Origin of the sequence: uncultured Dysosmobacter sp. (genome assembly GCF_947631635.1) — a bacterium.
GTDB lineage: Bacteria > Bacillota > Clostridia > Oscillospirales > Oscillospiraceae > Oscillibacter.
Map to the genome: position 1 here is coordinate 68,252 of NZ_CANRMB010000003.1, position 22,514 is coordinate 90,765.

General features: G+C 60.6%; 16 protein-coding genes and 1 tRNA gene. 8 read left to right on the forward strand and 9 right to left on the reverse strand.

Annotated elements, in window-relative coordinates:
- Positions 1-186: 186 nt before the first annotated feature.
- Positions 187-1,698, forward strand: coding sequence for an S-layer homology domain-containing protein (locus tag Q0Z71_RS02970; RefSeq protein ID WP_298018007.1), 1,512 nt, complete (start codon positions 187-189; stop codon positions 1,696-1,698).
- A gap of 117 nt (positions 1,699-1,815) precedes the next feature.
- On the opposite strand, the gene Q0Z71_RS02975 is transcribed toward Q0Z71_RS02970, so the two are convergent.
- The 3 genes from Q0Z71_RS02975 to Q0Z71_RS02985 all read right to left on the reverse strand — a co-directional run bounded on the left by Q0Z71_RS02975 (position 1,816) and on the right by Q0Z71_RS02985 (position 5,096).
- A complete protein-coding gene (locus tag Q0Z71_RS02975; protein ID WP_298018010.1) occupies positions 1,816-2,226 on the reverse strand; it encodes a hypothetical protein in 411 nt (136 codons plus the stop codon).
- 277 nt (positions 2,227-2,503) lie between these two features.
- Positions 2,504-3,838 carry a glucose-6-phosphate isomerase gene (locus Q0Z71_RS02980; RefSeq protein WP_298018013.1) on the reverse strand — a complete coding sequence of 445 codons (1,335 nt, stop codon included), beginning with the start codon at positions 3,836-3,838 and terminating at the stop codon, positions 2,504-2,506.
- A gap of 136 nt (positions 3,839-3,974) precedes the next feature.
- Positions 3,975-5,096 (reverse strand): D-alanyl-D-alanine carboxypeptidase family protein, encoded by a 1,122-nt coding sequence (locus Q0Z71_RS02985; RefSeq protein ID WP_298018016.1) that lies wholly within the window; start codon positions 5,094-5,096, stop codon positions 3,975-3,977.
- A gap of 126 nt (positions 5,097-5,222) precedes the next feature.
- On the opposite strand from Q0Z71_RS02985, the gene Q0Z71_RS02990 reads away from it, so the two are divergent.
- The 3 genes from Q0Z71_RS02990 (at position 5,223) to Q0Z71_RS03000 (ending at position 8,560) form a co-directional block, all read left to right on the forward strand.
- Positions 5,223-5,296 (forward strand) — tRNA-Gly (locus tag Q0Z71_RS02990).
- 518 nt (positions 5,297-5,814) lie between these two features.
- The gene (locus tag Q0Z71_RS02995) at positions 5,815-7,149 is read left to right on the forward strand and encodes an MATE family efflux transporter (protein WP_298018019.1); all 1,335 of its coding nucleotides are present in this window, start codon (positions 5,815-5,817) and stop codon (positions 7,147-7,149) included.
- A gap of 478 nt (positions 7,150-7,627) precedes the next feature.
- On the forward strand, positions 7,628-8,560 hold the full coding sequence (locus Q0Z71_RS03000; RefSeq protein ID WP_298018022.1) for a reverse transcriptase domain-containing protein: 933 nt from the start codon (positions 7,628-7,630) through the stop codon (positions 8,558-8,560).
- A gap of 40 nt (positions 8,561-8,600) precedes the next feature.
- Here Q0Z71_RS03000 and Q0Z71_RS03005 read toward each other — a convergent pair whose 3' ends face one another.
- Complete coding sequence (locus Q0Z71_RS03005) at positions 8,601-11,543, reverse strand: S-layer homology domain-containing protein (protein WP_298018025.1); 2,943 nt, start codon at positions 11,541-11,543, stop codon at positions 8,601-8,603.
- Positions 11,544-11,741: 198 nt separating this feature from the next.
- On the opposite strand from Q0Z71_RS03005, the gene prfB reads away from it, so the two are divergent.
- A complete protein-coding gene (prfB, locus tag Q0Z71_RS03010; RefSeq protein ID WP_298018028.1) occupies positions 11,742-12,866 on the forward strand; it encodes a peptide chain release factor 2 in 1,125 nt (374 codons plus the stop codon).
- A gap of 118 nt (positions 12,867-12,984) precedes the next feature.
- Complete coding sequence (locus tag Q0Z71_RS03015; protein ID WP_298018031.1) at positions 12,985-14,385, forward strand: MATE family efflux transporter; 1,401 nt, start codon at positions 12,985-12,987, stop codon at positions 14,383-14,385.
- Positions 14,386-14,550: 165 nt separating this feature from the next.
- On the opposite strand, the gene Q0Z71_RS03020 is transcribed toward Q0Z71_RS03015, so the two are convergent.
- Complete coding sequence (locus Q0Z71_RS03020; RefSeq protein WP_298018034.1) at positions 14,551-15,246, reverse strand: M23 family metallopeptidase; 696 nt, start codon at positions 15,244-15,246, stop codon at positions 14,551-14,553.
- A gap of 199 nt (positions 15,247-15,445) precedes the next feature.
- Between Q0Z71_RS03020 and Q0Z71_RS03025 the strand changes: the two genes are divergently transcribed.
- On the forward strand, positions 15,446-15,901 hold the full coding sequence (locus tag Q0Z71_RS03025; RefSeq protein WP_298018037.1) for a DIP1984 family protein: 456 nt from the start codon (positions 15,446-15,448) through the stop codon (positions 15,899-15,901).
- Between the two features lie 406 nt (positions 15,902-16,307).
- On the opposite strand, the gene gpmI is transcribed toward Q0Z71_RS03025, so the two are convergent.
- The 4 genes from gpmI to Q0Z71_RS03045 all read right to left on the reverse strand — a co-directional run bounded on the left by gpmI (position 16,308) and on the right by Q0Z71_RS03045 (position 20,994).
- Complete coding sequence (gene gpmI, locus Q0Z71_RS03030; RefSeq protein ID WP_298018040.1) at positions 16,308-17,825, reverse strand: 2,3-bisphosphoglycerate-independent phosphoglycerate mutase; 1,518 nt, start codon at positions 17,823-17,825, stop codon at positions 16,308-16,310.
- A gap of 237 nt (positions 17,826-18,062) precedes the next feature.
- Complete coding sequence (gene tpiA / locus Q0Z71_RS03035) at positions 18,063-18,836, reverse strand: triose-phosphate isomerase (RefSeq protein ID WP_298018042.1); 774 nt, start codon at positions 18,834-18,836, stop codon at positions 18,063-18,065.
- A gap of 218 nt (positions 18,837-19,054) precedes the next feature.
- Positions 19,055-20,248 (reverse strand): phosphoglycerate kinase, encoded by a 1,194-nt coding sequence (locus Q0Z71_RS03040; protein WP_298018044.1) that lies wholly within the window; start codon positions 20,246-20,248, stop codon positions 19,055-19,057.
- Between the two features lie 254 nt (positions 20,249-20,502).
- The gene (locus Q0Z71_RS03045) at positions 20,503-20,994 is read right to left on the reverse strand and encodes a tRNA (cytidine(34)-2'-O)-methyltransferase (protein WP_298018049.1); all 492 of its coding nucleotides are present in this window, start codon (positions 20,992-20,994) and stop codon (positions 20,503-20,505) included.
- 335 nt (positions 20,995-21,329) lie between these two features.
- Between Q0Z71_RS03045 and Q0Z71_RS03050 the strand changes: the two genes are divergently transcribed.
- Complete coding sequence (locus Q0Z71_RS03050) at positions 21,330-22,457, forward strand: DapH/DapD/GlmU-related protein (RefSeq protein ID WP_298018052.1); 1,128 nt, start codon at positions 21,330-21,332, stop codon at positions 22,455-22,457.
- The last annotated feature ends 57 nt before the right edge of the window (positions 22,458-22,514 follow it).

Here is a 22,514-nt window from a genome sequence, read left to right on the forward strand (position 1 = left end):
AAAAGACGATAAATCCATGATAACTATCCTATTATAGCAGAAAAGATAGTGCAGGTAAAGTAAAAATCTCTTGACGCTTCAAAGCTTTGACGGGGTTCGACGGGTCTCGTTTGACGGGACGGGAAATTTTTGATAGAATACCCAATATCTGCAAAAGAAAAAACGCCCAAAGGAGCGAAACCGATCATGAGACAACGACTGAAACGCCTCCTCAGCAGCCTGGTGCTGTGCGCGGTCCTGGCGGGGAGCCTGACGGTGCCTGCGTCGGCGGCCCGCTTTTCCGATGTGCCCGCGGGCCACTGGGCGGCGGCGTCCATTGCGCGCTGTGTGGAGTTGAAATTTTTCCAGGGAGAGACGGCTTCCCGCTTTGGCCTGGGGCACCAGATGACCCGGTCCGCCTTTGCGGTGGTCCTGTGCCGCTTCTTCGGATGGGAGACGGCAAAGCCCACACGGGCCACCTATCCGGACGTTCCGGCGGATGCCTGGTACGCCGGAGCCATCGAGGCGGCCTATGCCCACGGGGCCATCACCGATCAGAACGACGCCTTCCGCCCCGGCGATCCCATCACCCGGGAGGAGCTGGCGGTGATGCTGGTCCGTGCCCTGGGGTACGGCACCATCGCGGGCCTGGCCCAGGATCTGCCCATGCCCTTCCAGGATGTGCAGACCAATGTGGGATATATCACCATGGCCTATGACCTGGGGCTGGTGGGCGGCACCACCGCCACCACCTTTTCCCCGGAAAAGACAGCTACCCGGGAGCAGGTGGCTGTGATCCTGATGCGGCTGTACGACAAGCTGCACGCCGCAGCTCCCGGCAGGGTGGGCATCGTCGCCTCCCCTGAGGGGCTGGGAGATCTGACGGGGTTTGAGGCCGTGGCGGTGTCTGCCGGGCGGCTCATCGGCACCGGCGGCAGCAAGATCAACACCACGATGCGGGAGGAGGATGCCGCCGCTGTGCGGGACAGCATCCATCAGGCGGGAGCCAAGGCGCTGCTGCATATTGTCGGAGGACCCACGGCCCTGAACGGCGCACCGGCAGAGGCCGCGGCCGCGCTGGCGGAGGCTGTAAAGAACGGCGGATACGATGGACTCTTCCTGGATATCGCGAAGCTGAAGGGCGATAAGGAATTGACCCTGACCAAGCTGGTCCAGGCGCTGAAGCCGCTGCTGGAGGGCAGGCTGCTGTATCTGGTGGTGGAGGCCCCCTCCTGGCAGGGCACGAACTATCAGGGATACGCCTATGGAACGCTGGGGAAATACGTGGACCGCATGGTGCTGCGGGTGGCGTCCTATGAAAAGGTGGCCAAGGGCTTCCCCACCGCTCCCATCGAGCCGCTGGAGGAGGCCTATTACGCCCTGGGTGAGATGCAGGGCAAGGTGGACACCGGCAAGCTCTCCCTCCTACTGACTACCACCGGCACCGCCTGGACGGATGGAAAGGAGCGCGGCGCCATGTCCGGGGCCGAGATAGAGGCCGTGCTGGCGGATCCCAACACGGAGGATTACTACTCCAACCGCTATGCCTGCGCGTATCTCAGCGGAAAGACCGAGGACGACAAAAGCCTGGTAGTCTGGTATTTGAACATGCAGTCCGCCGCGGAGCGGATGCAGCTGCTCCGGTGCTTCGGCGTGGACCAGGTGTGCCTGACCGACCTTCAGAGCGCACCGGCGGAGCTTTTGATGGGACTGCGGTGAGGTGATCAGAGGAAAACCGGGATATGCACTGCATATCCCGGTTTTTTACGGCGCGTCCAGCCGTCCGGCAAAAAAGGTCCTCCATCCTGAAAGATGGAGGACCTTTTGATCTCAAAGTTACAGGTACCTCTGCATGCTTTCGGGGGCAAGAGAGGCATCGGCGCTGATGGTGACGGTGAACTTGATGTTGTTCTTTTCGCCAAACACATCCAGCCAGTGCAGGAACTCCTCGGCGTCGTTGTCGATCTCACGGCCGACGGTCTTGCACAGATTATCGATAAACACATGGGAGATGTCATAGTTGCCTGCGTACAGGCCGCTGATGAAGCCGCGGAACAGATCGTAGTTGTTCAGCTTATATTCCTGGGCGTCGATGAGACGGATATGATAGTGGATATCATAAGTCATGTTGCGGTTGGCCTCAATGCAAACCACGTTGCCGGGCTCGTCCTTTGCCGCATTGTTGATCAGTTCAATGAGCTGCTTGGTCTTGCCGGAACCCTTCACGCCCATAATCAGTCTGACCATAGTAAATCACTCCTGTCATTTAGTTGTCGCTTGGGGGGATGGACTTTGCTATATTAAGCATAGCATAAGATCACGCAAAAAACAATGGAGAAAAGAAAATTTGATATTTGTTCATAATGATGTATTGACAGACGGAATATGGGGGGAGATCAGCGGCGTCTGAAGGCGCCGCTGACCCTGTTATGGATGCAGTTTTGCTTCCCGTTTCGTGCTCCGGTCCCCATAACCGGATTTGCTTCCCCATGTTCTTCCGAATTTGCCGGGGAAAACGTATGCATCACTTATGCAGCTTTGCCTCCAGCTCCGCCTTCCGGTCCTCATAGCCGGGCTTGCCCAGGAGGGCGAACATGTTCTTCTTATAGGCCTCCACGCCGGGCTGGTCGAAGGGATTCACATCCAGCAGGTAGCCGGACAGGCCGCAGGCGTACTCAAAGAAGTAGATCAGCTGGCCCAGGGACTCAGGGTCCTTGCCGCCGGCCTCCACGATGATGTTGGGCACGCCGCCCTCGGTGTGGGCCAGCAGGGTGCCCTCCATGGCGCGGTCCCGGATGAAGTCCATGGACTCGCCGGCCAGGAAGTTCAGCCCGTCGCCGTCGGCCTCGTCCCTGGGGACGTACAGCTGGCAGCCGGACTTGCCCAGGCGCACTACGGTCTCGAACATCAGCCGCTTGCCCTCCTGGATATACTGGCCCATGGAGTGCAGGTCCGCGGTGAATTCCACGCTGGCGGGGAACAGACCCTTGCCGTCCTTGCCCTCGCTCTCGCCGTACAGCTGCTTCCACCACTCGCTCATGAAGCGGAAGGCGGGGTCATAGCAGGCCAGCAGCTCGATGGAGCGCCCGGAGCGGTACAGCTCATAGCGGATGGCGGCGTACTTCCAGGCGGGGCTTGCGAAGGAGGCGTCGGCGCAGATGTCCATCATCTGGGCGGCGCCCCGCATCAGGGCCTCGATATCCGCGCCGGTGACGGCGATGGGCAGCAGGCCCACGGCGGTGAGCACGGAGTAGCGGCCGCCGATCTCGTCAGGCACCACGAAGGTCTCCCAGCCCTCGGCGTCCGCCAGGGATTTCAGGGCGCCCCGGGCCTTGTCGGTGGTGGCGTAGATGCGCTCTCTGGCCCCTTCCCTGCCATACTTCTTTTCCAGGGCTTCCCGGAAGAAGCGGAAGGCCACGGCGGGTTCCGTGGTGGTGCCGGACTTGGAGATGACGTTGACGGAGAAATCCACATCCGCCACCAGGTCCAGGACCTCCTGCATGGAGTCGGCGGAGAGGCCGTTGCCCACGAAATAGACATTGGGCGTATCCTTTTTCTTCAGGTTGTAGTTGGGCGAGCACAGGCAGTCGATGACGCCCCGGGCGCCCAGATAGGAGCCGCCGATGCCGATGACCACCAGGGCCTGGGAGTTGGCGCGGATGCGGGCTGCCGCGGCCTGGATGCGGGAGAACTCCTCTTTGTCGTAATCCCGGGGCAGGTGGACCCAGCCGGTGAACTCGCCGCCGGCGCCGGAACCGTTCTGCAGTTTTTCCTGCGCCTTTTTCAGCCGGGGACCCAGCGCGCCCTCGTAGGGCAAGGGCAGGAAGGTATGCATTTCAAACAACTTGACATCCAACATGTATGTATCGTCCTTTCCTTTGTGATGGGCGGCAGGCCGCCCAAAGGGCTTCTCTTGTGAAAAGTATAGCATTGCGGCGGACAGACAGCAAGAGAAAACCGTCGGAACAGCGCCAAAATGTGGAAGCCGCTTTGGGTCAATCCGACAAAAATCCGATCCGCAGCAGCCGCAGCAGCATCTGCCCGTAGGTGATGCGGGGAACTTCCTCCCCTGCCAGCAGCGGGATCTCAGCCACGACCTTTTCCCCGGCGGTGACGGTCAGCGTACCCAGCTGACTGCCCTTCTCCACCGGAGCCGCCGCGCATTCCGCCAGTGTTACGGACTGCCGCAGGTCGCCCGCCAGCGCTTTCTCCAGCAGCAGTGTACCGCCGTCCCCCAGCACCGGCTGGACGGTGGCCTGGGTCCCCAGCTCCACGGGGACCGGAGACAGCGGGGCCTCCGGCACGATCTTTTTCAGGGCATAGGTGGAAAAACCGTAGGAGAGCAGCGCTTTGGCGTCCTCGAACCGCTGGGCGGAGGTGGCGTCCTTCATGATGACGGCGATCAGCTCCATGCCGTCCCGCTCCGCGGTGCCGGAGAGGCAGTATTGGGCGCTGTCGGTGGAACCGGTCTTCAGGCCGGTGGCGCCCTCGTAGAAGCGGATCAGCTTATTGGTGTTCACCAGCTGGGAGGTCCCATCCCGCAGGGTGTCCATCCAGATGGTGGTGTACTGCCGGATGTCCGGGTGATTTAGGATCAGCTCCCGGCTCATCACAGCGATGTCGTGGGCGGAGGTGACGTGACCCGCGGCGGGCAGGCCGGTGGCATTCCGGAAGGTGGTGTCGTTCATGCCCAGCTCTTTGGCCCGCGCGTTCATCCGCTCCACGAAGGCGTCCTCGCTGCCGGAGATCTGTTCCGCCAGCGCCACGGCGCAGTCGTTGGCGGAGACCACGCAGACGGCCTTCAGCATGTCGCCCACCGTCATCTGCTCGTTTTCCTTCAGCCAGATCTGGGAGCCGCCCATAGAGCAGGCGTGGGCGGAGGCGGTGACCACGGTGTCATAGGACAGCTGGCCACTGTCGATGGCCTCCATGGTCAGCAGGATGGTCATGACTTTGGTGACGCTGGCAGGTTCCAGCTTGTTGTGCTCGTCCTTGGCGAAGAGAATAGTGCCGGTCTCCTTCTCCATCAGCAGAGCCGAAGGCGCCGCCACCTCCACGGCCCGGGCGCTGGTCCCAAGCGCCAGCACGGCGAACAGCAGTGTGATCAGTTTTTTCATGGTGATCCCCCTTTGCAGCATTGGTAAACTCTATGAGAAGAAAAGGACATTCATGACATGCCGCCATTTTTCGGGTTGCAAATTTAAAAAAGGTCTGGTATAATACCTCTTGTCCGAAGGAGACATGCGGCTGTAGTTCATCGGTAGAACGGCAGCTTCCCAAGCTGCATAGGGGGGTTCGACTCCCCTCAGCCGCTCCAGCTCAGAAATTCCGATCACCGCTCCGTTTCCGCCTTGCGGCGAAAACTGCGCTCTGATCGGAATTTCTTCGCTTTCCGCCCAAACCCGCTCCGCTGGGCTTCGGGCGGAGAGGGACGGGGGATGCGGGGGTCTCTGTCCAACCATCCTTTTTCTCTGGCGTTATGCTTGTTACCGCTCCGTTTCCGCCTTGCGGCGAAAACTGCGCTGTGATCGGAATTTCTTCGCTTTCCGCCCGAACCCCCTCCGCTGGGCTTCAGGCGGAGGGGGACAGGGGATGCGGGGCGGCCTATCTGCCGGGATCGATTTTAACCGCTTATCACACGTTGCTGTAAGCGTTATAACGATTGCGGCGACTTTTTCAAAAGTCACCGTGCGCTTATTCTGCCGAGGCGCCTTTCCAAACCGGCCCTGCCTCCCTGCCCCGGTGCTTGAAAGAGGTGCCGGAGTTTTTTTTGCGAATTTTATCCGGCCTGGGGCGGAAGAGCATCGGATCATCTGTGGAAACGAAGGATCAACTATGGATACAAAATTACAGGACCTCACCTGCGGCTCTCTGAAGTCGCAGATCCTTTTGTTCAGCCTGCCGCTGATGGCTTCCAACGTCTTGCAGGTGCTGTTCAATATGTCTGACATCGCGGTGGTGGGACGCTTCGCGGGTTCCGGCGCGCTGGGGGCCGTGGGCTCCACCACTACGCTGGTCACCTTGTTCACAGGTTTCCTGATCGGCATGAGCGGCGGCGTGAATGCGCTGGCGGCACAGTTTTTCGGCGCCAAAAATGAAGGGGAGCTCCGCAAAACGGTGCATACCGCCTTTCTGATCTGCCTGGCTGTGGGACTGCTTCTGGCGGCGGGGGGCATCGGGATCGCCCGGGGGATGCTGGAACTGCTGCATACCAAGGCGGAGCTGATCGAGGGAGCGGAACGCTATCTCCGCATCTATTTTCTGGGAATGCCGGCCCTGGCCCTGTACAACTTCGGCAACGCGGTGTTCAGCGCGGTGGGAGACACCAAAAAGCCGCTGTACTATCTCACGGCGGCGGGAATCACAAATGTCCTGCTGAACCTGTTTTTCGTCATCGTGTGCGGTCTGGATGTGGCGGGCGTCGCCATCGCCAGCGTACTGTCGCAGTATCTCTCCGCGGCCCTGACCGTGGGGGCGCTGTTTCGGTGCCGGAACGTTTACGCCCTGCGGGTGGCCGCCCTTCATATGGACCGGAGCCGAAGCAGGAAGCTGCTGATGCTGGGCATCCCGGCGGGACTTCAGAGCGCGATCTTCGCCCTCGCAAACCTGTTTATCCAGGCCAGCGTCAACTCTTTTGACACCACCATGGTGGCGGGAAATTCCGCCGCGGCCAACGCGGATGCCTTGATCTTCGATGTGATGACGGCGTTCTACACCGCCTGCGCCAGCTTCATCGGCCAGAACTACGGCGCCGGAAAGCGGGACCGGGTGATGAAGAGCTATCAGATCAGCCTGCTCTATTCCTTCGGGACCGGCGCCATCATGGGGCTGGGACTGATCCTCTTCGGCAGACAGTTCCTGGCGCTCTTCACCACAGAGGAGGCAGTGGTCAGCGCGGGCATGAAGCGGCTGATCATCATGGGCTGCTCCTACGCTTTCTCGGCGTTTATGGACTGCACCATTGCCGCCGCCCGGGGCCTTGGAAAGACAGTGGCCCCCATGATCATCGTCATCAGCGGCTCCTGTGTGTTCCGGGTGATCTGGGTCTACACGGTCTTTGCCTATTTCGGCACGATCACCTCCCTGTACCTGCTGTATATCTTCTCCTGGATCATCACCGCGGCGGCGGAGATCGTATATTTCATCAGGTGCTATAATCAAATAACTTGAAAAGCAGTAAAATTGCTTTTCAAGTTATTTGACGGTACCGCAGACAGGCGGCGGGGGTTCAGCCAAGGGCAGAGGGCGCTCCGCTGTCCGCACAGGAGATATCCACGGATAAAAAGATGCCCCGGAAGGCTTGCTTTCCGGGGCGCTTTTGCAAGAGCGCCCTCCTCGGGACCGTGGCGCCTGGCAAGAAATTTCCAGAAAGGCCTGCCGCGCCTCTTGCGGCGGCCGCATAAAAGGAGTATGGTAATCATAACGCGGCCGATGACGGCCGGCGCCCGGAACAGAAGAGATGGTCCAATGAGCTTCATTGGCACCGGCGGCGAGTCGCCGCCGGGATCCGCATCCACACGTATTCGCTTCGCTCAGCCGAGACCGCTCCACGGTATTACCGCACACGGCTGTGTGCTCACGATACCGCTGCGCGGCTCGCCATACAGCTTGGTTCTGTTCCGAAGGCCGGGGAGAGGAGGTCTGCCATATGATCGTATACCGGGAGGCCTCCACCCTGGCCAGAGACCTGGGGACCGACGTAAAGACGCTGTACGCCCTCAGCAACAGCCTGCCGTCCCACTACCACCCTGTACAGATCCCCAAGCGGGACGGCGGCTGGCGGCAGCTGGCGGTGCCGGACGAGGCCCTCAAGGGTGTCCAGCGCAGCATCCACCGGGAGCTGCTGGCCCACATGCCGGTATCACCCTATGCCACGGCCTACCGCTGCGGCTCCGGCGCAGTCCGGAACGCCGCCCGGCATGTGGGAGCGCCGGAGGTCCTGAGCCTGGATATCCGCCGCTGCTTTGACAGCGTCCGCTATACGGCGGTAAAGGAGACCGTGTTTCCGCCGGAGCAGTTCTCGGAACCGCTCCGGGTCCTGCTGGCGATGCTGTGCTACTACCGGGACGGCCTGCCCCAGGGAGCGCCCACCTCCCCCGCCATCCTCAACATCCTTCTGCGGGATTTTGACGAGGCGCTGGGCGGCTGGTGCCGGGCGCGGGGGATCGTCTACTCCCGCTATTGCGACGACCTGACCTTTTCGGGACAAACGCTGGACGGTGTTCGAGCGCGCGTGGAGGAGGTCCTGGGGCCCCTGGGCTTTTCCCTGCATCCGGATAAGACCCGGCTCCGCCGGGACGGCCGGCGGCAGAAGGTGACGGGACTGGTGGTGAACCATGGCCTGCATGTTCCGACAGAGGACCGCCGGGCAGTGCGGCAGGCCGTCTATTACTGCCGGAGATTCGGCGTGGAGGACCACCTGCGGCGGATCGGGAGCACCCAGACGCCTCAGGCGTATCTGGACCGCCTCTTGGGGTGGACAGGTTATCTTTTGGCGACCGACCCAGCGGATAAAGCCGCGAAGCGGGACCGGGCGTGGCTGCTGGAGGAGCGCCGCCGCATACAGGACAAGCGCATATAAAAAGAGGACTGCCTTTCGGCAGTCCTCTTTTTGTAAGAGATCACTTGTTGTAGTTGCGCATACGCCAGACGATGGCAGAAATCTGACCGCGGGTCAAGGTGTTGTTGGGCTTGAAGGTGCTGGTGCCGTTGGTGAAGTAGCCCTCCACGATGCCGGCGGCGTTCAGAGCGCGGACGCTGGCGTCCGAGGTGTCCGTGAAGGGGCTGGTGCTGGACACGCTGCTGGTGTTCAGCTTCATGGCGCCGGCGGCCAGCTGGGCCACCTGCAGGCGGGTGATGGACTTGCTCAGATTGACGTTGCTGTTGGTGATCAGACCGTCGGCCCGGGCCTTGGCCAGATAGCCGCTGAAGGGGCTGTTTTTCACCGTGGGCGCCTGCTCGGGATAGCCCGCGGCCAGCATGATGAGCTTCAGGGCTGCGCCGTAAGTCACGGTGCTGTTGGGCTTGAAGCTGCCGTCAGAGTAACCGGCGATGACGCTGGCGTCGGACAGCTCCGCCACGTACTTGTAGCACCAGGTGGAGGAGGTCACGTCGGAGAACTTCTTCACGCTGTTCACCATGCCCAGGGAGAAGGTGCCGGAGGCGATGGCGGTGCCGTTGCTGTTCAGCGCCACATAGGGGATCTCCACGGAGCCGGTGTAGTTGGTGCTGGGCACGAACCGCAGGCTCTGTCCGCCGCCGGAGAAGATGGCGTAGGCGGTCTTGGTGTCGGCCAGAGTGCTGGTGCCGGTGCCCACATAGACCGTACCGGCGGTGTAGGAGGGCAGGGACAGCAGTTGGATCTTGCTGGGGGCGATGCCGGTGGCATTGACCACTGCGCTGTAAATGGAGCTGGAGGGGAAGGTGACGGAGGTGTTCTTGGGCGTGGGGCCGTAGACCTCAGCCACCGCGGTGCCGCTGACGCTGATCAGGATCGCGCCGGACACAGCCCGGGAGCCGGTGCCGTAAGCGGTGAAGGGAATGGCGGCGCAGTAGTTGGTGCCGCTGGGGATATAGGTCAGCTCAGACAGCGCGTACTGGCTGGTGGAGGAGGGATTGAGGTAGTATACCTGGCTGCTGGCGTTATAGGCGCCGATGGACAGCCGGGTGGCGCTGCCGTACTTGCTGGCATTGTAGTAGTTATAGTACAGGCTGCCTGTGGAGGGAACACCTGTCAGCATGACATACTGCATGGTGTAGCCGGGGCAGGATTTTTTAAAGAAGCGGGCAATGTCGTTGGCGTTGATCTGCACCGCCTTGCCGGTGGTGGTGGCGTAGCGGATATTTCCCTGATAGTAGGAGGAGGTGGTGCCGGTGCCCAGGTCCTCGGGGTTGATGACCACGGTGCCGCTCACCTTTCTGGAGCTGCTGTAATAGGCCGTGAACTCCAGCTCCACGGGCTTGGAGAAGTTCTTGCCGGCAACGAAGCTCAGGTCCTCCAGGAGGTAGCAGTCGTCATCGTCGTCCAGGTCATCCAGGTCGTCCTCGTCATAGTAGAAGTAGGCGTCCTCCAGATCGTCGGCGTCCAGGGACACCCGCTTGCTCTTGGAGCTGTAATTGACGTACATGGAGCCATTGGAGGAGGACAGGTTTTCAGAATCGGTGAAGCGGACATACTTGATGTCGTAATTGCGGTACTCCTCCTGGAAGAAGTCGTTGAAGTCGTCCTCGTCGAACTCCACTTCCTCGCCGTCGTCCGCCGTGTAGGTGATGTCGCCCTTCTTGGCGGTGACCGTTGTGCCGGACTTGCCGATCTCAATGGTCAGGGTGCCGTCCAGGGTATCGTCCTCGTCGTCGCCATAGAGGGTAAAGTCCAGGGTGACGGTCTCGCCGCTGGTGTTCCGGTCGGACTCATACACGATGTCATCCACCCGGTACTTGGTCTTGCTGGTGGTGGAACGGTAGAAATACACATCCTCCACGTCGTCCTCGTCAAAGGACTCGTTCTTGTCGGTGCTGCGCTTGAGGCAGTACAGCGTGCCGCAGTCGTCCAGATTATCGGAATCGGTGAATTCCAGATAGGCAAAGTCCTCGTCGTACTCGTCGTCGAAGAGGTCGTTGAACCAGTCGGAATCGAATTCCAGGGTGTCGTCCGCCTTCATGGTCTGGGTGATCTCGTTCTTCTTGCTGGAAGAAGAGCCGCTGGCGGTCAGTTTTAACGTGCCGGAGACAGATTTGGAGCTGGAAGCATAGACCGTAAAGGTCAGGCTTGTGTTGGAATCGAAATACTTGTCGGCCACAATGGACAGATCGGACAGGGCATAATCCCCGTAATCATCTTCCCCGTCGAAATAGAATTTGTAATCGTCCAGCTCAGAACGAGCAAAACTCTCGGAGCTGCTTTTGCCGTATTTATAATACAGCGTGATATCGGAGTAGGCGGAAGAGGAGGGGTTATCGAACACCACATACCGCGGGGAGGTGCTGGAATATTCGTCCGTAAAGATATCCTCGAAATCATCTTCGTCCAGCACCGCCTCGCCCTTGGCTTTCAGCTTGTAGGTGATAGTGCCGCCTTTGCTGCTGCTGCCGGAGCCGCCGTCGATATTAATCTCCAGCGTGCCTGTTACCTTGCTGCTATCATCGCCGCGGCACCGGAAGTCAAAGGAAAGCGTCTCGCTGTCGGCATCATCCTCCGCATAAAACCGCAGGCCGGACAGCTCATACTCGTCAGAGTCGGTGGCATCATCTTCATCTGCGTAGAAGGTGCCATCAAGGAGGGCATCATAATCTACCTCGGTGCGGTCTCCATCCTCATCATAGGCATAGAAATAACCGTAATCGTCAAAGTCGTCGCAGCTAGTGAATTCCACAGAATAGAGGGATTCGTCTTGGTCATCGACCTCATCATCAAAGTAGTCAAAAAAATCTATGCTGACATAGTCATCGGCGTCCACATCCACTGAGATGTCCGCTCTGGCCGCGCTGGCGGCGGGAACCAGGCTGACGATCATCAGCAAGGTCAAGAGGAACGCGGGTAACTGCCTGTTTAAAAATCGTTTCATAAATACTCCTCCATGCAGAAATGTCAAACCCGGTTACATAATACAGGTATCTATAACATATCTCAAAAGGGCCGGGCAGTCATGAACAAACTGTGAACATACGGTTCTTTCGTGGAAAAACCAGGTTTTTCTTTACAAATAATTTATACTCCTATATAATACTATGGCTAATGAAATTCGAGAGAACGGAGAGACACCATGGCTTTGATCGAATACGACGTTTATAAACAGAAGCTGCGGGACCTGCGCCCGGAGCTGGACAAGCTGTCCGCGGCCCTGGATATCGAGAGCGCGAAGCAGGAGGCCGCCCGCCTGGAGGATGAGACCGCCCAGGACGGGTTCTGGAACGATTTGGAGCGCTCCCAGAAGGTGCAGCAGCGCCTCAAGCAGCTGCAGAACAAGATCGCCCGGCAGGAGAAGCTGCTCTCCTCCTGGGAGGACCTGACCGCCCTGTGCGAGATGGGCCAGGAGGCTGACGACGCGGACCTGCTGGCAGAGCTGAAAACGGAATACGCCGGACTGGAGGAGAAGGTGGAGGAGACCCGGATGACCACCCTGCTCTCCGGCGAGTACGACAACTCCAACGCCATCTTGCAGTTCCACGCCGGCGCCGGCGGCACCGAGGCCCAGGACTGGGCCCAGATGCTCTACCGCATGTACACCCGCTGGGCGGAGCGCCACGGCTTTGTGTACAAGATCCTGGACTATGAGGAGGGCGACGAGGCGGGCATCAAGTCCGCCGCCATCTCCATCGAGGGCGAGAACGCCTACGGCCTTTTGAAGAGCGAGAACGGCGTCCACCGCCTGGTCCGGGTCTCCCCCTTTGACGCCAACGCCCGGCGGCAGACCTCCTTTGCCGCCATCGAGGTCATGCCGGAGCTGGAGGACGACAACTCCGTGGAGATCCGGGACGAGGATATCGAGATGCAGGTCTACCGGGCCAGCGGCGCCGGCGGCCAGCACGTCAACAAGACCTCCTCCGCCGTCCGCCTGATCCACAAGCCCACCGGCATCGTGGTGGCCAGCCAGCAGGAGCGCAGCCAGTTCCAGAACAAGGACAACTGCATGAAGATGCTGCGGGCCAAGCTGCTGGAGCTGAAAGCCCAGCAGCACGCGGAGAAGATCTCCGACATCAAGGGCGTGCAGATGAAGATCGAGTGGGGCAGCCAGATCCGCTCCTATGTGTTCATGCCCTATCAGATGGTGAAGGACACCCGCACCAGCTATGAGACCAGCAACATCGACGGCGTGATGGACGGCGATCTGGACGGCTTCCTCAACGCCTATCTGACCCAGCTGGCCACCGGCGAGCTGAAGAAGTGACGTTTTTGCGCCGGGTTTTTGAAAAAAGCCGGCGGGGCGCAGGGGCGGTGCCCCTGCGGAAGAGGCGCGGCCGCGGGAGCCGCGTCCTTTTTCTGGGAGATAGAAAGGAACAGGATACATGAAAGATAGAACCCCTGCCGCAGGCGCGGCTCCCCAAGAAAACAAGATGGGCGTCCTGCCCATTGGAAAGCTGCTGGCGGGCATGGCGATCCCCATGATGATCTCCATGCTGGTCCAGGCCCTGTATAATGTGGTGGACAGCGTGTTCGTCGCCAAGATCAGCCAGGACGCGCTGAACGCCGTGTCCCTGGCGTTCCCCATGCAGAACCTGATGATCGCCGTGGGCGGCGGCACCGCGGTGGGCATCAACGCGCTGCTGTCCCGCTCTCTGGGCGAAAAGCGGCAGGACATGGCGGACAAGGCCGCCAATACCGGCATCTTCCTGGCTCTGTGCAGCTTCGCGGTGTTCGCCGTGCTGGGGCTGGCGATGGCGCGGCCCTTCTTCCTGGCCCAGACAAAAAATCCGGCGATCGTGGCCTACGGCACCAGCTACACCAGAATCTGCCTGGGCCTGTCCATCGGCATTTTCAGCCAGTTCTGCTTTGAGCGGCTGCTCCAGTCCACCGGCCGGACCACCCTGGCCATGTGCACCCAGCTCACCGGCGCGCTGATCAACATCGTGATGGACCCCATCCTGATCTTTGGACTCTTCGGCGCGCCCCGGCTGGAGGTGGCCGGCGCCGCCTGGGCCACGGTGATGGGCCAGATCGTCGCCGCCATCTTCGCGGTGATCCTGAACATCAAGTGCAACCCCGATATCCACATCCGCCTGCGGGAGATCCGCTGGAACGGGACGGTGGCGCGGGAGATCTACCGGGTGGGCCTGCCCTCCATCATCATGCAGTCCATCGGCTCCATCATGACCTTTGGCATGAACAAGATTTTGATTTCCTTTACCGAGGCGGCCACCGCCGTGTTCGGCGCGTACTTTAAGCTCCAGAGCTTCATCTTCATGCCGGTGTTCGGCCTGAACAACGGCATGGTGCCCATCGTGTCCTACAACTACGGCGCCGCCCGGCTGGACCGGGTGAAAAAGACGGTGAAGCTGACCGCCTGCACCGCCGTCTGCATTATGACGCTGGGCTTCTCCGTGTTTCAGCTGGCGCCGGAGGTGTTGCTGTCCTTCTTCACCCCGTCGGAGGAGATGCTGGCCATCGGCCCCACGGCCCTGCGGATCATCTGCCTCCCCTTCCCCCTGGCGGGCTTCTGCATCATTGCCGGCTCTGTGTGCCAGGCCATCGGCAACCCGTTTTACAGCCTGATCGTCTCCGTCTGCCGCCAGCTGGTGGTGCTGCTCCCCGCTGCGTGGCTGCTGGCCCAGACCGGGCGGCTGGAGCTGGTGTGGCTGTCTTTCCTGATCGCCGAACTGGCCTCCCTGACGCTCAGCACCATCTTCCTGCGGCGCACCATGCGGGCCGCGGAGCGCCACATACAGGCGGCCGCCCGGGAACAGCCCTGATATGCCCGGAAAAGCTGCTGAAAAATCCCCCGTTCACTCCCTTGGGAGTGAACGGGGGATTTTTTGTACGCGTGGGGTGGGTTTCAGCCCGCCGCACCGCTGGCTTGTATGATATCGTCAATTAACTGCCGCTGTGCGTGCCGCCCCGTAAGATGCCGCGCACGCTCATCTGCGCAGGAATTCATCCGGGTCCACGGTATCGCCGTCCTTGGTGACGGAAAAATGCAGGTGCGCGCCCTGGGCGGATTCCGCAGCGGCTGTGTCGCCCACGGCACCCACAGTCTGTCCGGCGGACACAGCGTCCCCCGCTTCTACGGGAGGAGCGGACTGTAAGTTGGCATAGGTGGTCTGGTATCCGCCGGGATGGCTGATGGTCACGGTGGTGCCCATCAGGGGATCGTCCGTCACACTGTCCACTGTCCCGGCACAGGCCGCCAGGACAGGTGTGCCGGGATCGGCGGAGATGTCCACACCGTCATGGGTGCGCCAGTCCGCCAGGGTCTCGTTATACACCAGCTCGTCCACGGAGAACGCCGCCAGCACCTCTCCGTCCAGCGGCGCCACCACCTGCCGGGGTATTTCCGCGACAACGGGGGTGTCGTCGATCTCCTCCTCCGGCATGGGGGGCACGATAACCTCCACGGGGTCCGGGGCGGCGGTCTCCACCACCGGCGGCTCCTCCGGCTCGTTCAGCTCCGGCGCAGGCGCGGCGGCCTCCGCCTGCTGGGGCGGCAGCTCCTGCGCCGGTTCCTTTCGGTCAAACAGCAGAAAATAGCCGCTGACGCCCACCACCAGCAGGCATACCGCCATGGTGACATAAAAACCGGCGCCGCCAAGAATGGATCTCCACTTGTTTTCCATGTATAGGTCCCTCCCTCAAATTTTGGGTCTGAGGGAAGTATGGACAGGATTTTCGAGGTTTATACAAAAGTCTCTTCTCAGATAAACGCGGTTCATTTACAGCTCTGGCGGTTCCCCCGGCGTATCTTGACTGGATAGAGATCCATGGTATAATCAGAGCGACAGATCAAAATCCATAAAAAGATCGGAGGATCACACGATGAAACTTGCCGAGGCGCTCCAGGAGCGGGCGGATATCAACCGGAATATCGAGCAGCTGAAAACCCGACTGAATAATAACGCGCTGGTACAGGAGGGAGAAAAAACCGCAGAGGAACCCGAAACGTTAAAGCGGGAACTGGATGCTTCCATCCAGCGGCTGGCCTATCTGATCTCCCGTATCAACCTGACGAACTGCACGGCCAGGATCGACGGACAGACATTGACGGAACTCATCGCAAAAAAGGATGCGCTGTCGCTGAAGATCCATGTTTATAAAGACATCGCCTATACAGGCAGCCAGACGGCCTGCCGGGCAAGAAACACGGAGATTAAAATAAAACCGGCGATCGTCGTGCGGGACTGGCAGGCGGAGATCGACGCGATGTCCAGGGAACTGCGCCTGCTGGACAATCAATTGCAGGCCAGTAACTGGAGCACGGACTTGATGGAATGATCATTCGCTGGTAGCGGAAGCAGGGTGAATGCCGCGCGGCGACAGCGCAAGTCGCATCTTGGGTCACGCCGGAGAGCAGGTGTGAGGTTCGATCCCTCAAGAATCGTTATGCTCCGACCGCGTACACAGGTATTGTAATGAAGTATCGTTATCACCGGGCATTGACTGCGGCCGTGAGGGTGGGAATGGGGAGATCTTTCGAGCGTTTATGAATTCCAACTTATGGTCAGATCACGTGAAACGGGACCGATTCACTTTTAAAACACAAGTTATTTGATTATAACAGGCAGTGATTCGCTGAGAATGACTGCCTGTTTTGGCATTTCAGAGGTCTCCGCATTCGGAGGTCCCAGAGGGAAAAGAGCATAAAAAAAGGACGGCCTCAGGCCGTCCTTTGTGTTGTTCCTTATTTGACGATCAGCGTTTTGCCGTCCATCTCCTGGGGACAGGCCAGGCCCATCACATCCAGCATGGTGGGGGCGATGTCCGCCAGACGGCCGCCGCTCCGCAGCTCCGTGCCGGCGCCGCAGAGGATGAAGGGCACCAGATTGGTGGTGTGGGCGGTCATGGGACTGCCGTCGGCCTCCGCCATCTGCTCGGCGTTGCCGTGGTCGGCGGTGATCATGGCGATGCCGCCCATCTTCAGCGTGGCGTCCACCACCCTGCCCACGCACTCGTCCACGGTCTCCACGGCCTTCACGGCGGCGTCGAACACGCCGGTGTGGCCCACCATGTCGCAGTTGGCGAAGTTCAGGATGATCACGTCATAGGCGCCGGACTCGACGCGCTCCACGCACCGCTCGCAGACCTCATAGGCGCTCATCTCCGGCTGGAGGTCATAGGTCGCCACCTTGGGAGAGGCCACCAACACCCGGTCCTCACCGGGAAACACGGTCTCGGAGCCGCCGTTGAAGAAGAACGTCACATGGGCGTACTTCTCCGTCTCGGCGATGCGCAGCTGGGTCATCCCCATCTGGCTGAGGTATTCGCCCAAGCCGTTGCGGACGCTGTTCCGGGGATAGGCCACCTCCACGTTGGGCATGGTGGCGTCATACTCCGTGTTGCACACAAAGGTGACGGGGAAGAACTGCCGGGTAAAGCCGTCAAAATCCGGGTCCACCAGCGTCCGGGTGATCTCCCGGGCGCGGTCCGGGCGGAAGTTGAAAAAGATCACGCTGTCGTTGTCGGAGATGGTGCCGTCCTGGTCGCAGACCACGGGCTCCACAAACTCGTCGGTGACGCCGGCGGCGTAGGAATCCTTCACGGCGGCCACGGGCACGGGATTGAACGCGGCGCTGTCGCCGTAGACCATGGCGTCATAGGCCTGCTCCACCCGGTCCCAGCGCTTATCGCGGTCCATGGCATAGTACCGGCCCATCACCGTGGCGATCTTGCCCACGCCGAGCTCCCGGCACTTCTCCACCGTCTGGGCCACAAAGCCTGCGCCGGAGGTGGGGGATACGTCCCGGCCGTCCAGGAAGGCGTGGATATAGACCTTTTCCAGGCCCTTTTCCTTTGCCAGCTTCAGCAGGGCAAAGAGGTGCTCCAGATGGGAGTGCACGCCGCCGTCGGACAGCAGGCCCATCAGGTGCAGGGCCGTGCCCTTTTCCTTGCAGGAATCCATGGCGTGATTGTAGGCGGGATTTCGGAAGAAATCGCCGTCGGCAATGGATTTGGTGATGCGGGGCAGGTCCTGGAACACCACGCGGCCCGCGCCGATGTTGGTGTGCCCCACCTCACTGTTGCCCATCTGCCCGGCGGGCAGGCCCACATCCAGGCCGGAGGCGGACAGCTCCGTGTGGGCGAATTCCTGGAAGAACTGGTCCAGACGGGGCGTTTTGGCGGCATAGACGGCGTTTCCGGCGGTGCTGCCGGTCATGCCGAAGCCGTCCATAATGATCAGAGTAGTCGGTGTTTTATTCATAAAAACCTCGTTTCGCTTATCATAAAAGAAAGCGCAGCGCCCCGCAGGCGGCCCGGGCCGCTCTGCGGAAAGGGGCTAAGGGGAGACCTGTGTTTTCCAGCTTCTTCGCCAGCGGCGAAGAAGGAACATTCGCTCATTTTCACCAAAACAGGACGAAAATACCGATCCCCAGACGCCTTGGATACCCCGCCGGTAACGTTGACGGGGGAAGCAAAAGGGGGGACAAAGTCCCCCGCTTTATTCCTGATTCGCGGCGTTGATGATATCCACAAACTGCTCGGGTTTCAGGGCGGCGCCGCCGATCAGGCCGCCGTCGATGTCGGGCTGGGCCAGCAGCTCTGCGGCATTCTTGGGATTCATGGAGCCGCCGTACTGGATGGTGACGGAGCGGGCCACCCGGGCACCGTACAGGCCGCGGATGGTGGCGCGGATGTTGGAGCAGACCTCGCCCGCCTGCTCGGCGGTGGCGGTCTTGCCGGTGCCGATGGCCCAGATGGGCTCATAGGCGATGATGCAGCGGCGCAGCTTGTCGGCGGGCACGCCGTACAGGGCGCTCTTCACCTGCAGGGCAATCCACTCGTTGGTGATGCCGGTCTCCCGCTGCTCCAGGCTCTCGCCCACGCAGATGATGGGGTTCATACCGGCGTTCAGAACGGCGTGGACCTTCTTGTTCACGGTCTGGTCAGTCTCGCAGAAGTACTGGCGGCGCTCGCTGTGACCGACGATGACATACTTCACGCCCAGGTCCTTCAGCATATCGGCGGAGACCTCGCCGGTGTAGGCGCCCTTCTCCTCGAAATACACATTCTCGGCACCCACGGAGATGCGCAGGTCCTTAAAGGCCTTGGCAGCGGTGGAGATGTTGCAGGCGGGGACGCAGATCAGCGTCTCGCACCACTTGGCGCGGGGCATGATCTTCTTGAGGTCCTCGGCGAATTTCTTGGTCTCGGTGGCGGTCATGTTCATTTTCCAGTTACCGGCGATCACGGTCTTGCGATATCTGCGATTCATGTTCTTCTAATCTCCTTTATGTCTATATCCGGGTTCGTGCGCTGGCACGGCCGGTCGCATTTTCCGTCGGATGACACAGCGGAGGATATCCGTCCAGGGAGCATATACCGCGGACATAGGCCTCCACTGCGTATAAACCTAATACTTTATAACGAAAACAGGTGGATTTGTCAAGCATTTTGCGTCAAAAAGAGGGAATAAAGATACGAGAGCGGTATTTAGGCGTCCAGCAGGCAGGCAACGCCGGGCAGTTCTTTGCCCTCCAGGAATTCCAGGGAGGCGCCGCCTCCGGTGGAGATATGGGTCATCTTGTCGGCGTAGCCCAGCTGTTCCACAGCGGCCGCGCTGTCGCCGCCGCCGATGACGGTGATGGCGTTGGTTTTGCTCAGCGCCTCGGCCACGGCCTCAGTGCCCTTGGCGAAAGCGGGGAACTCAAACACGCCCATGGGGCCGTTCCAGATCACGGTGCCGGCGTCGGCCACGGCGGCGCAGTACAGCTTCACAGTCTCAGGGCCGATGTCCAGGCCCTGCCAGCCGTCGGGGATCTCACCGGACCGGACCACCTGACTCTTCGCGTCGGGGGCAAAGGCGTCGGCGCAGACGGTGTCCACGGGCAGCAGCAGCTTTACGCCCTTGGCAGCGGCCTTTTCGACCATCTCTTTGGAATACGCCATCCAGTCGGCTTCCAGCAGGCTGTCGCCCACCTTGCCGCCCTGGGCGGCCGCGAAGGTATAGGCCATGCCGCCGCCGATGATGATGGTGTCGGCGATCTCCAGCAGGTTGTTGATGACGCCGATCTTGGAGGAGACCTTGGAGCCGCCCAGGATCGCCACCAGGGGACGCTTGGGGTTGGCGATGGCGCCGCCCAGGAAGTTCAGCTCCTTCTGGATCAGGAAGCCGGAGACGGCGGGCAGGTAGTCCGCTACGCCTGCGGTGGAGGCGTGGGCGCGGTGCACGGCGCCGAAGGCGTCGGACACATACAGGTCCGCCATGCCGGCCATGGCCTTGGCCAGCTCCGGGTCGTTCTTGGTCTCGCCCTTTTCAAAGCGGGTGTTTTCCAGCAGCATGATCTGACCGGGCCGGAGCGCGGCGGCCTTGGCCTTGGCGTCCTCGCCCACCACGTCGGCGGCAAAGATGACCTCCCTGCCCAGCAGTTCGCTGAGGCGCTTGGCGACAGGGGCCAGGCTCAGCTTGGGATCGGGGCCGTTCTTGGGCTTGCCCAGGTGGGAGCAGGCGATGACGGCGGCGCTGTTGTCCAGCAGGTACTGGATGGTGGGCAGAGCCGCCACGATGCGCTTGTCGCTGGTGATCTCGCCGGTCTCCTTGTCCTGGGGCACGTTGAAGTCACAGCGGAGAAGGACTTTTTTGCCCGCGACGTCCACGTCCCGGACGGTTTTTTTGTTGTAGTTCATGTGGTTCCTCCATAGAGATGAGTTTGCGGCGCGTCAGCGCCGGGGTCAACAATAGTATATACCAAATCAGGCACTTGCCATCTCGCCGGTCCCCTGGAGACCGGGAAAACCCGTTTGGCGCAGGGCCGCCCCCACGAAATGCAGGCATTTCGTGGGACCCCCAGGGCAATTTCAGATCCTCGGCAGGCAGAGCCCGCCTGCGGCAAGATTTTGCCTAGGCAGGCAAAATGCTTGGACGCGCTATTGGGCGCGGCTCACCCCCGCGCCATCTCGCCGGTCCCCTGGAGACCGGGAAAACCTGTTTGGCGCAGGGCCTCGTAGACGCAGACGGCCACGGTGTTGCTGAGGTTCAGGCTCCGCGCTTCAGACACCATGGGCAGGCGGATGCAGCGGTCCCGGAACTTTTCCCGGAAATCCATGGGCAGTCCGGCGGTCTCCTTGCCGAAGAAGAGCCAGCTGTCCGGCGTGAAACGGGCCTCCTGATAGGAGCGGGGCGCCTTGGTGGTGGTGAGCCAGGCCTCAGCCGCGGCCTCGGGATGGCGGCGGAACAGCTCCTCCAGATTCTCGTAGTCGGAGACCTTCACCAGATGCCAGTAGTCCAGACCGGCCCGCTTTACCGCCCGGTCCGAGATGTCGAACCCCAGGGGACGGACCAGATGGAGGCGGCTGCCGGTGGCGGCGCAGGTGCGGGCGATGTTGCCGCAGTTCTGCGGGATCTCCGGTTCTACCAATACGACATTGAGCATAAAACCATGAATCCTCTTCATTTTGGATAAGTGTACACCATTGTAATCCTTTGCCCTGGCAAATTCAACCATATTGTGTGAAGAAACTCGGATTTTTATAGAAAATTACGAGGAATGCGGAAGAAATTCTGCAAAATGCCGAAAAAGTGCGGAAGTTTTGCGCCCCGGAAAGGCGTTTCCGTTGGCTCCGACAAAAAAATGCGGGAAAAAGGAAAAGATTTGGAGGATTTTTTTTGAACAAATTCATTGGAAACACTGGATTTCCCGCAAAAGTTTGGTATAATGAATCTGCGAACATCCATGACCGTATCTTGATCATAAAGGAGGAGAGTATCATGGTTCGCCCGCAGAGCGCTGTTTTCTTTTTGGAAGAGGACTCCTCCGTCCCGGTGCATTCTAAACCGCTGATGCTGGAAGCCGTGCTATTTTGCCCGATCCTGAACTGGGTGAGCAATCAGCTGTTGGCCGATGGTGTGCAGCGGTTTTTTGTTGTCTGCGGTCCCCGCTTCGCGGAGGAGGCGCGGAAGTGCTTCCCGGCGGACGCGGATGTGACCGTGTCCGAACAGCAGAGCGACCTGATGGCCTTTTTGAACAGCCCGGACCCCGTGCTGGTGCTGCCCCGCGCGGCGCTGCCTATGGCGGAGGCAGGCCCCGGCTTTGCCTATGCCGCGCCCGGCTATGAGCTGCAGGAGAGCTGGAAGGAGCGGATGACCAACGCCGTCACCGCGGCGGAGCTGGTATCCGGCTGGCTGCCCATCTTCGGGCCGGAGACCATCGCGGAGCTGGAGCTGATGCTCCGGGACCGCATCGTGAAAAAGCATATACAAAACGGCGTCCGCATCCTGGACCCCGCCGCCGTCTATATCGATCCCCGGGTGGAGATCGGCCGGGGGACCACCATCCTCCCCGGGACCATCCTCCAGGGCGGGACGAAGATCGGCGAATACTGCACCATCGGCCCCCAGGCCGTGGTGAGCGGCTGCACAGTGGGCGACGGCGTGGTCATCAACGCCTCCCAGGTCAACGACAGCGTCCTGGGCGACGGCTGTGACGTGGGACCCTACGCCCACATCCGGCCCAACTGCATGGTGGGCGCCAAGTGCCACATCGGCGCGTTCGTCCAGCTGAAGAACTGCGTGCTGGGCGAGGGGACCAAGATGTCCCACCTGACCTATGTGGGCGACGCCGACGTGGGTTCCGGCGTCAACTTCGGCTGCGGCACCATCACCACCAATTACGATGGATTTAAGAAATACCGCTGCACCATCGGCGACAGGGCGTTCATCGGCTGCAACACGAATCTGATCGCCCCGGTCACCGTGGGCGAGGGCTCCTATATCGCGGCCGGCAGCACCATCACCGAGGAGGTCCCCGCCGACGCGCTGGCGGTGGCCCGCTCCCGGCAGAAGAATCTGGAGGGCTGGGCGGCCCGCCGGAGGAAGATGCACGGCCAGGACAAGTAAATAACTTTATTTAGAATCATTTTTAAATTTATATAGAACATAGGAAAGAGGGCGTTT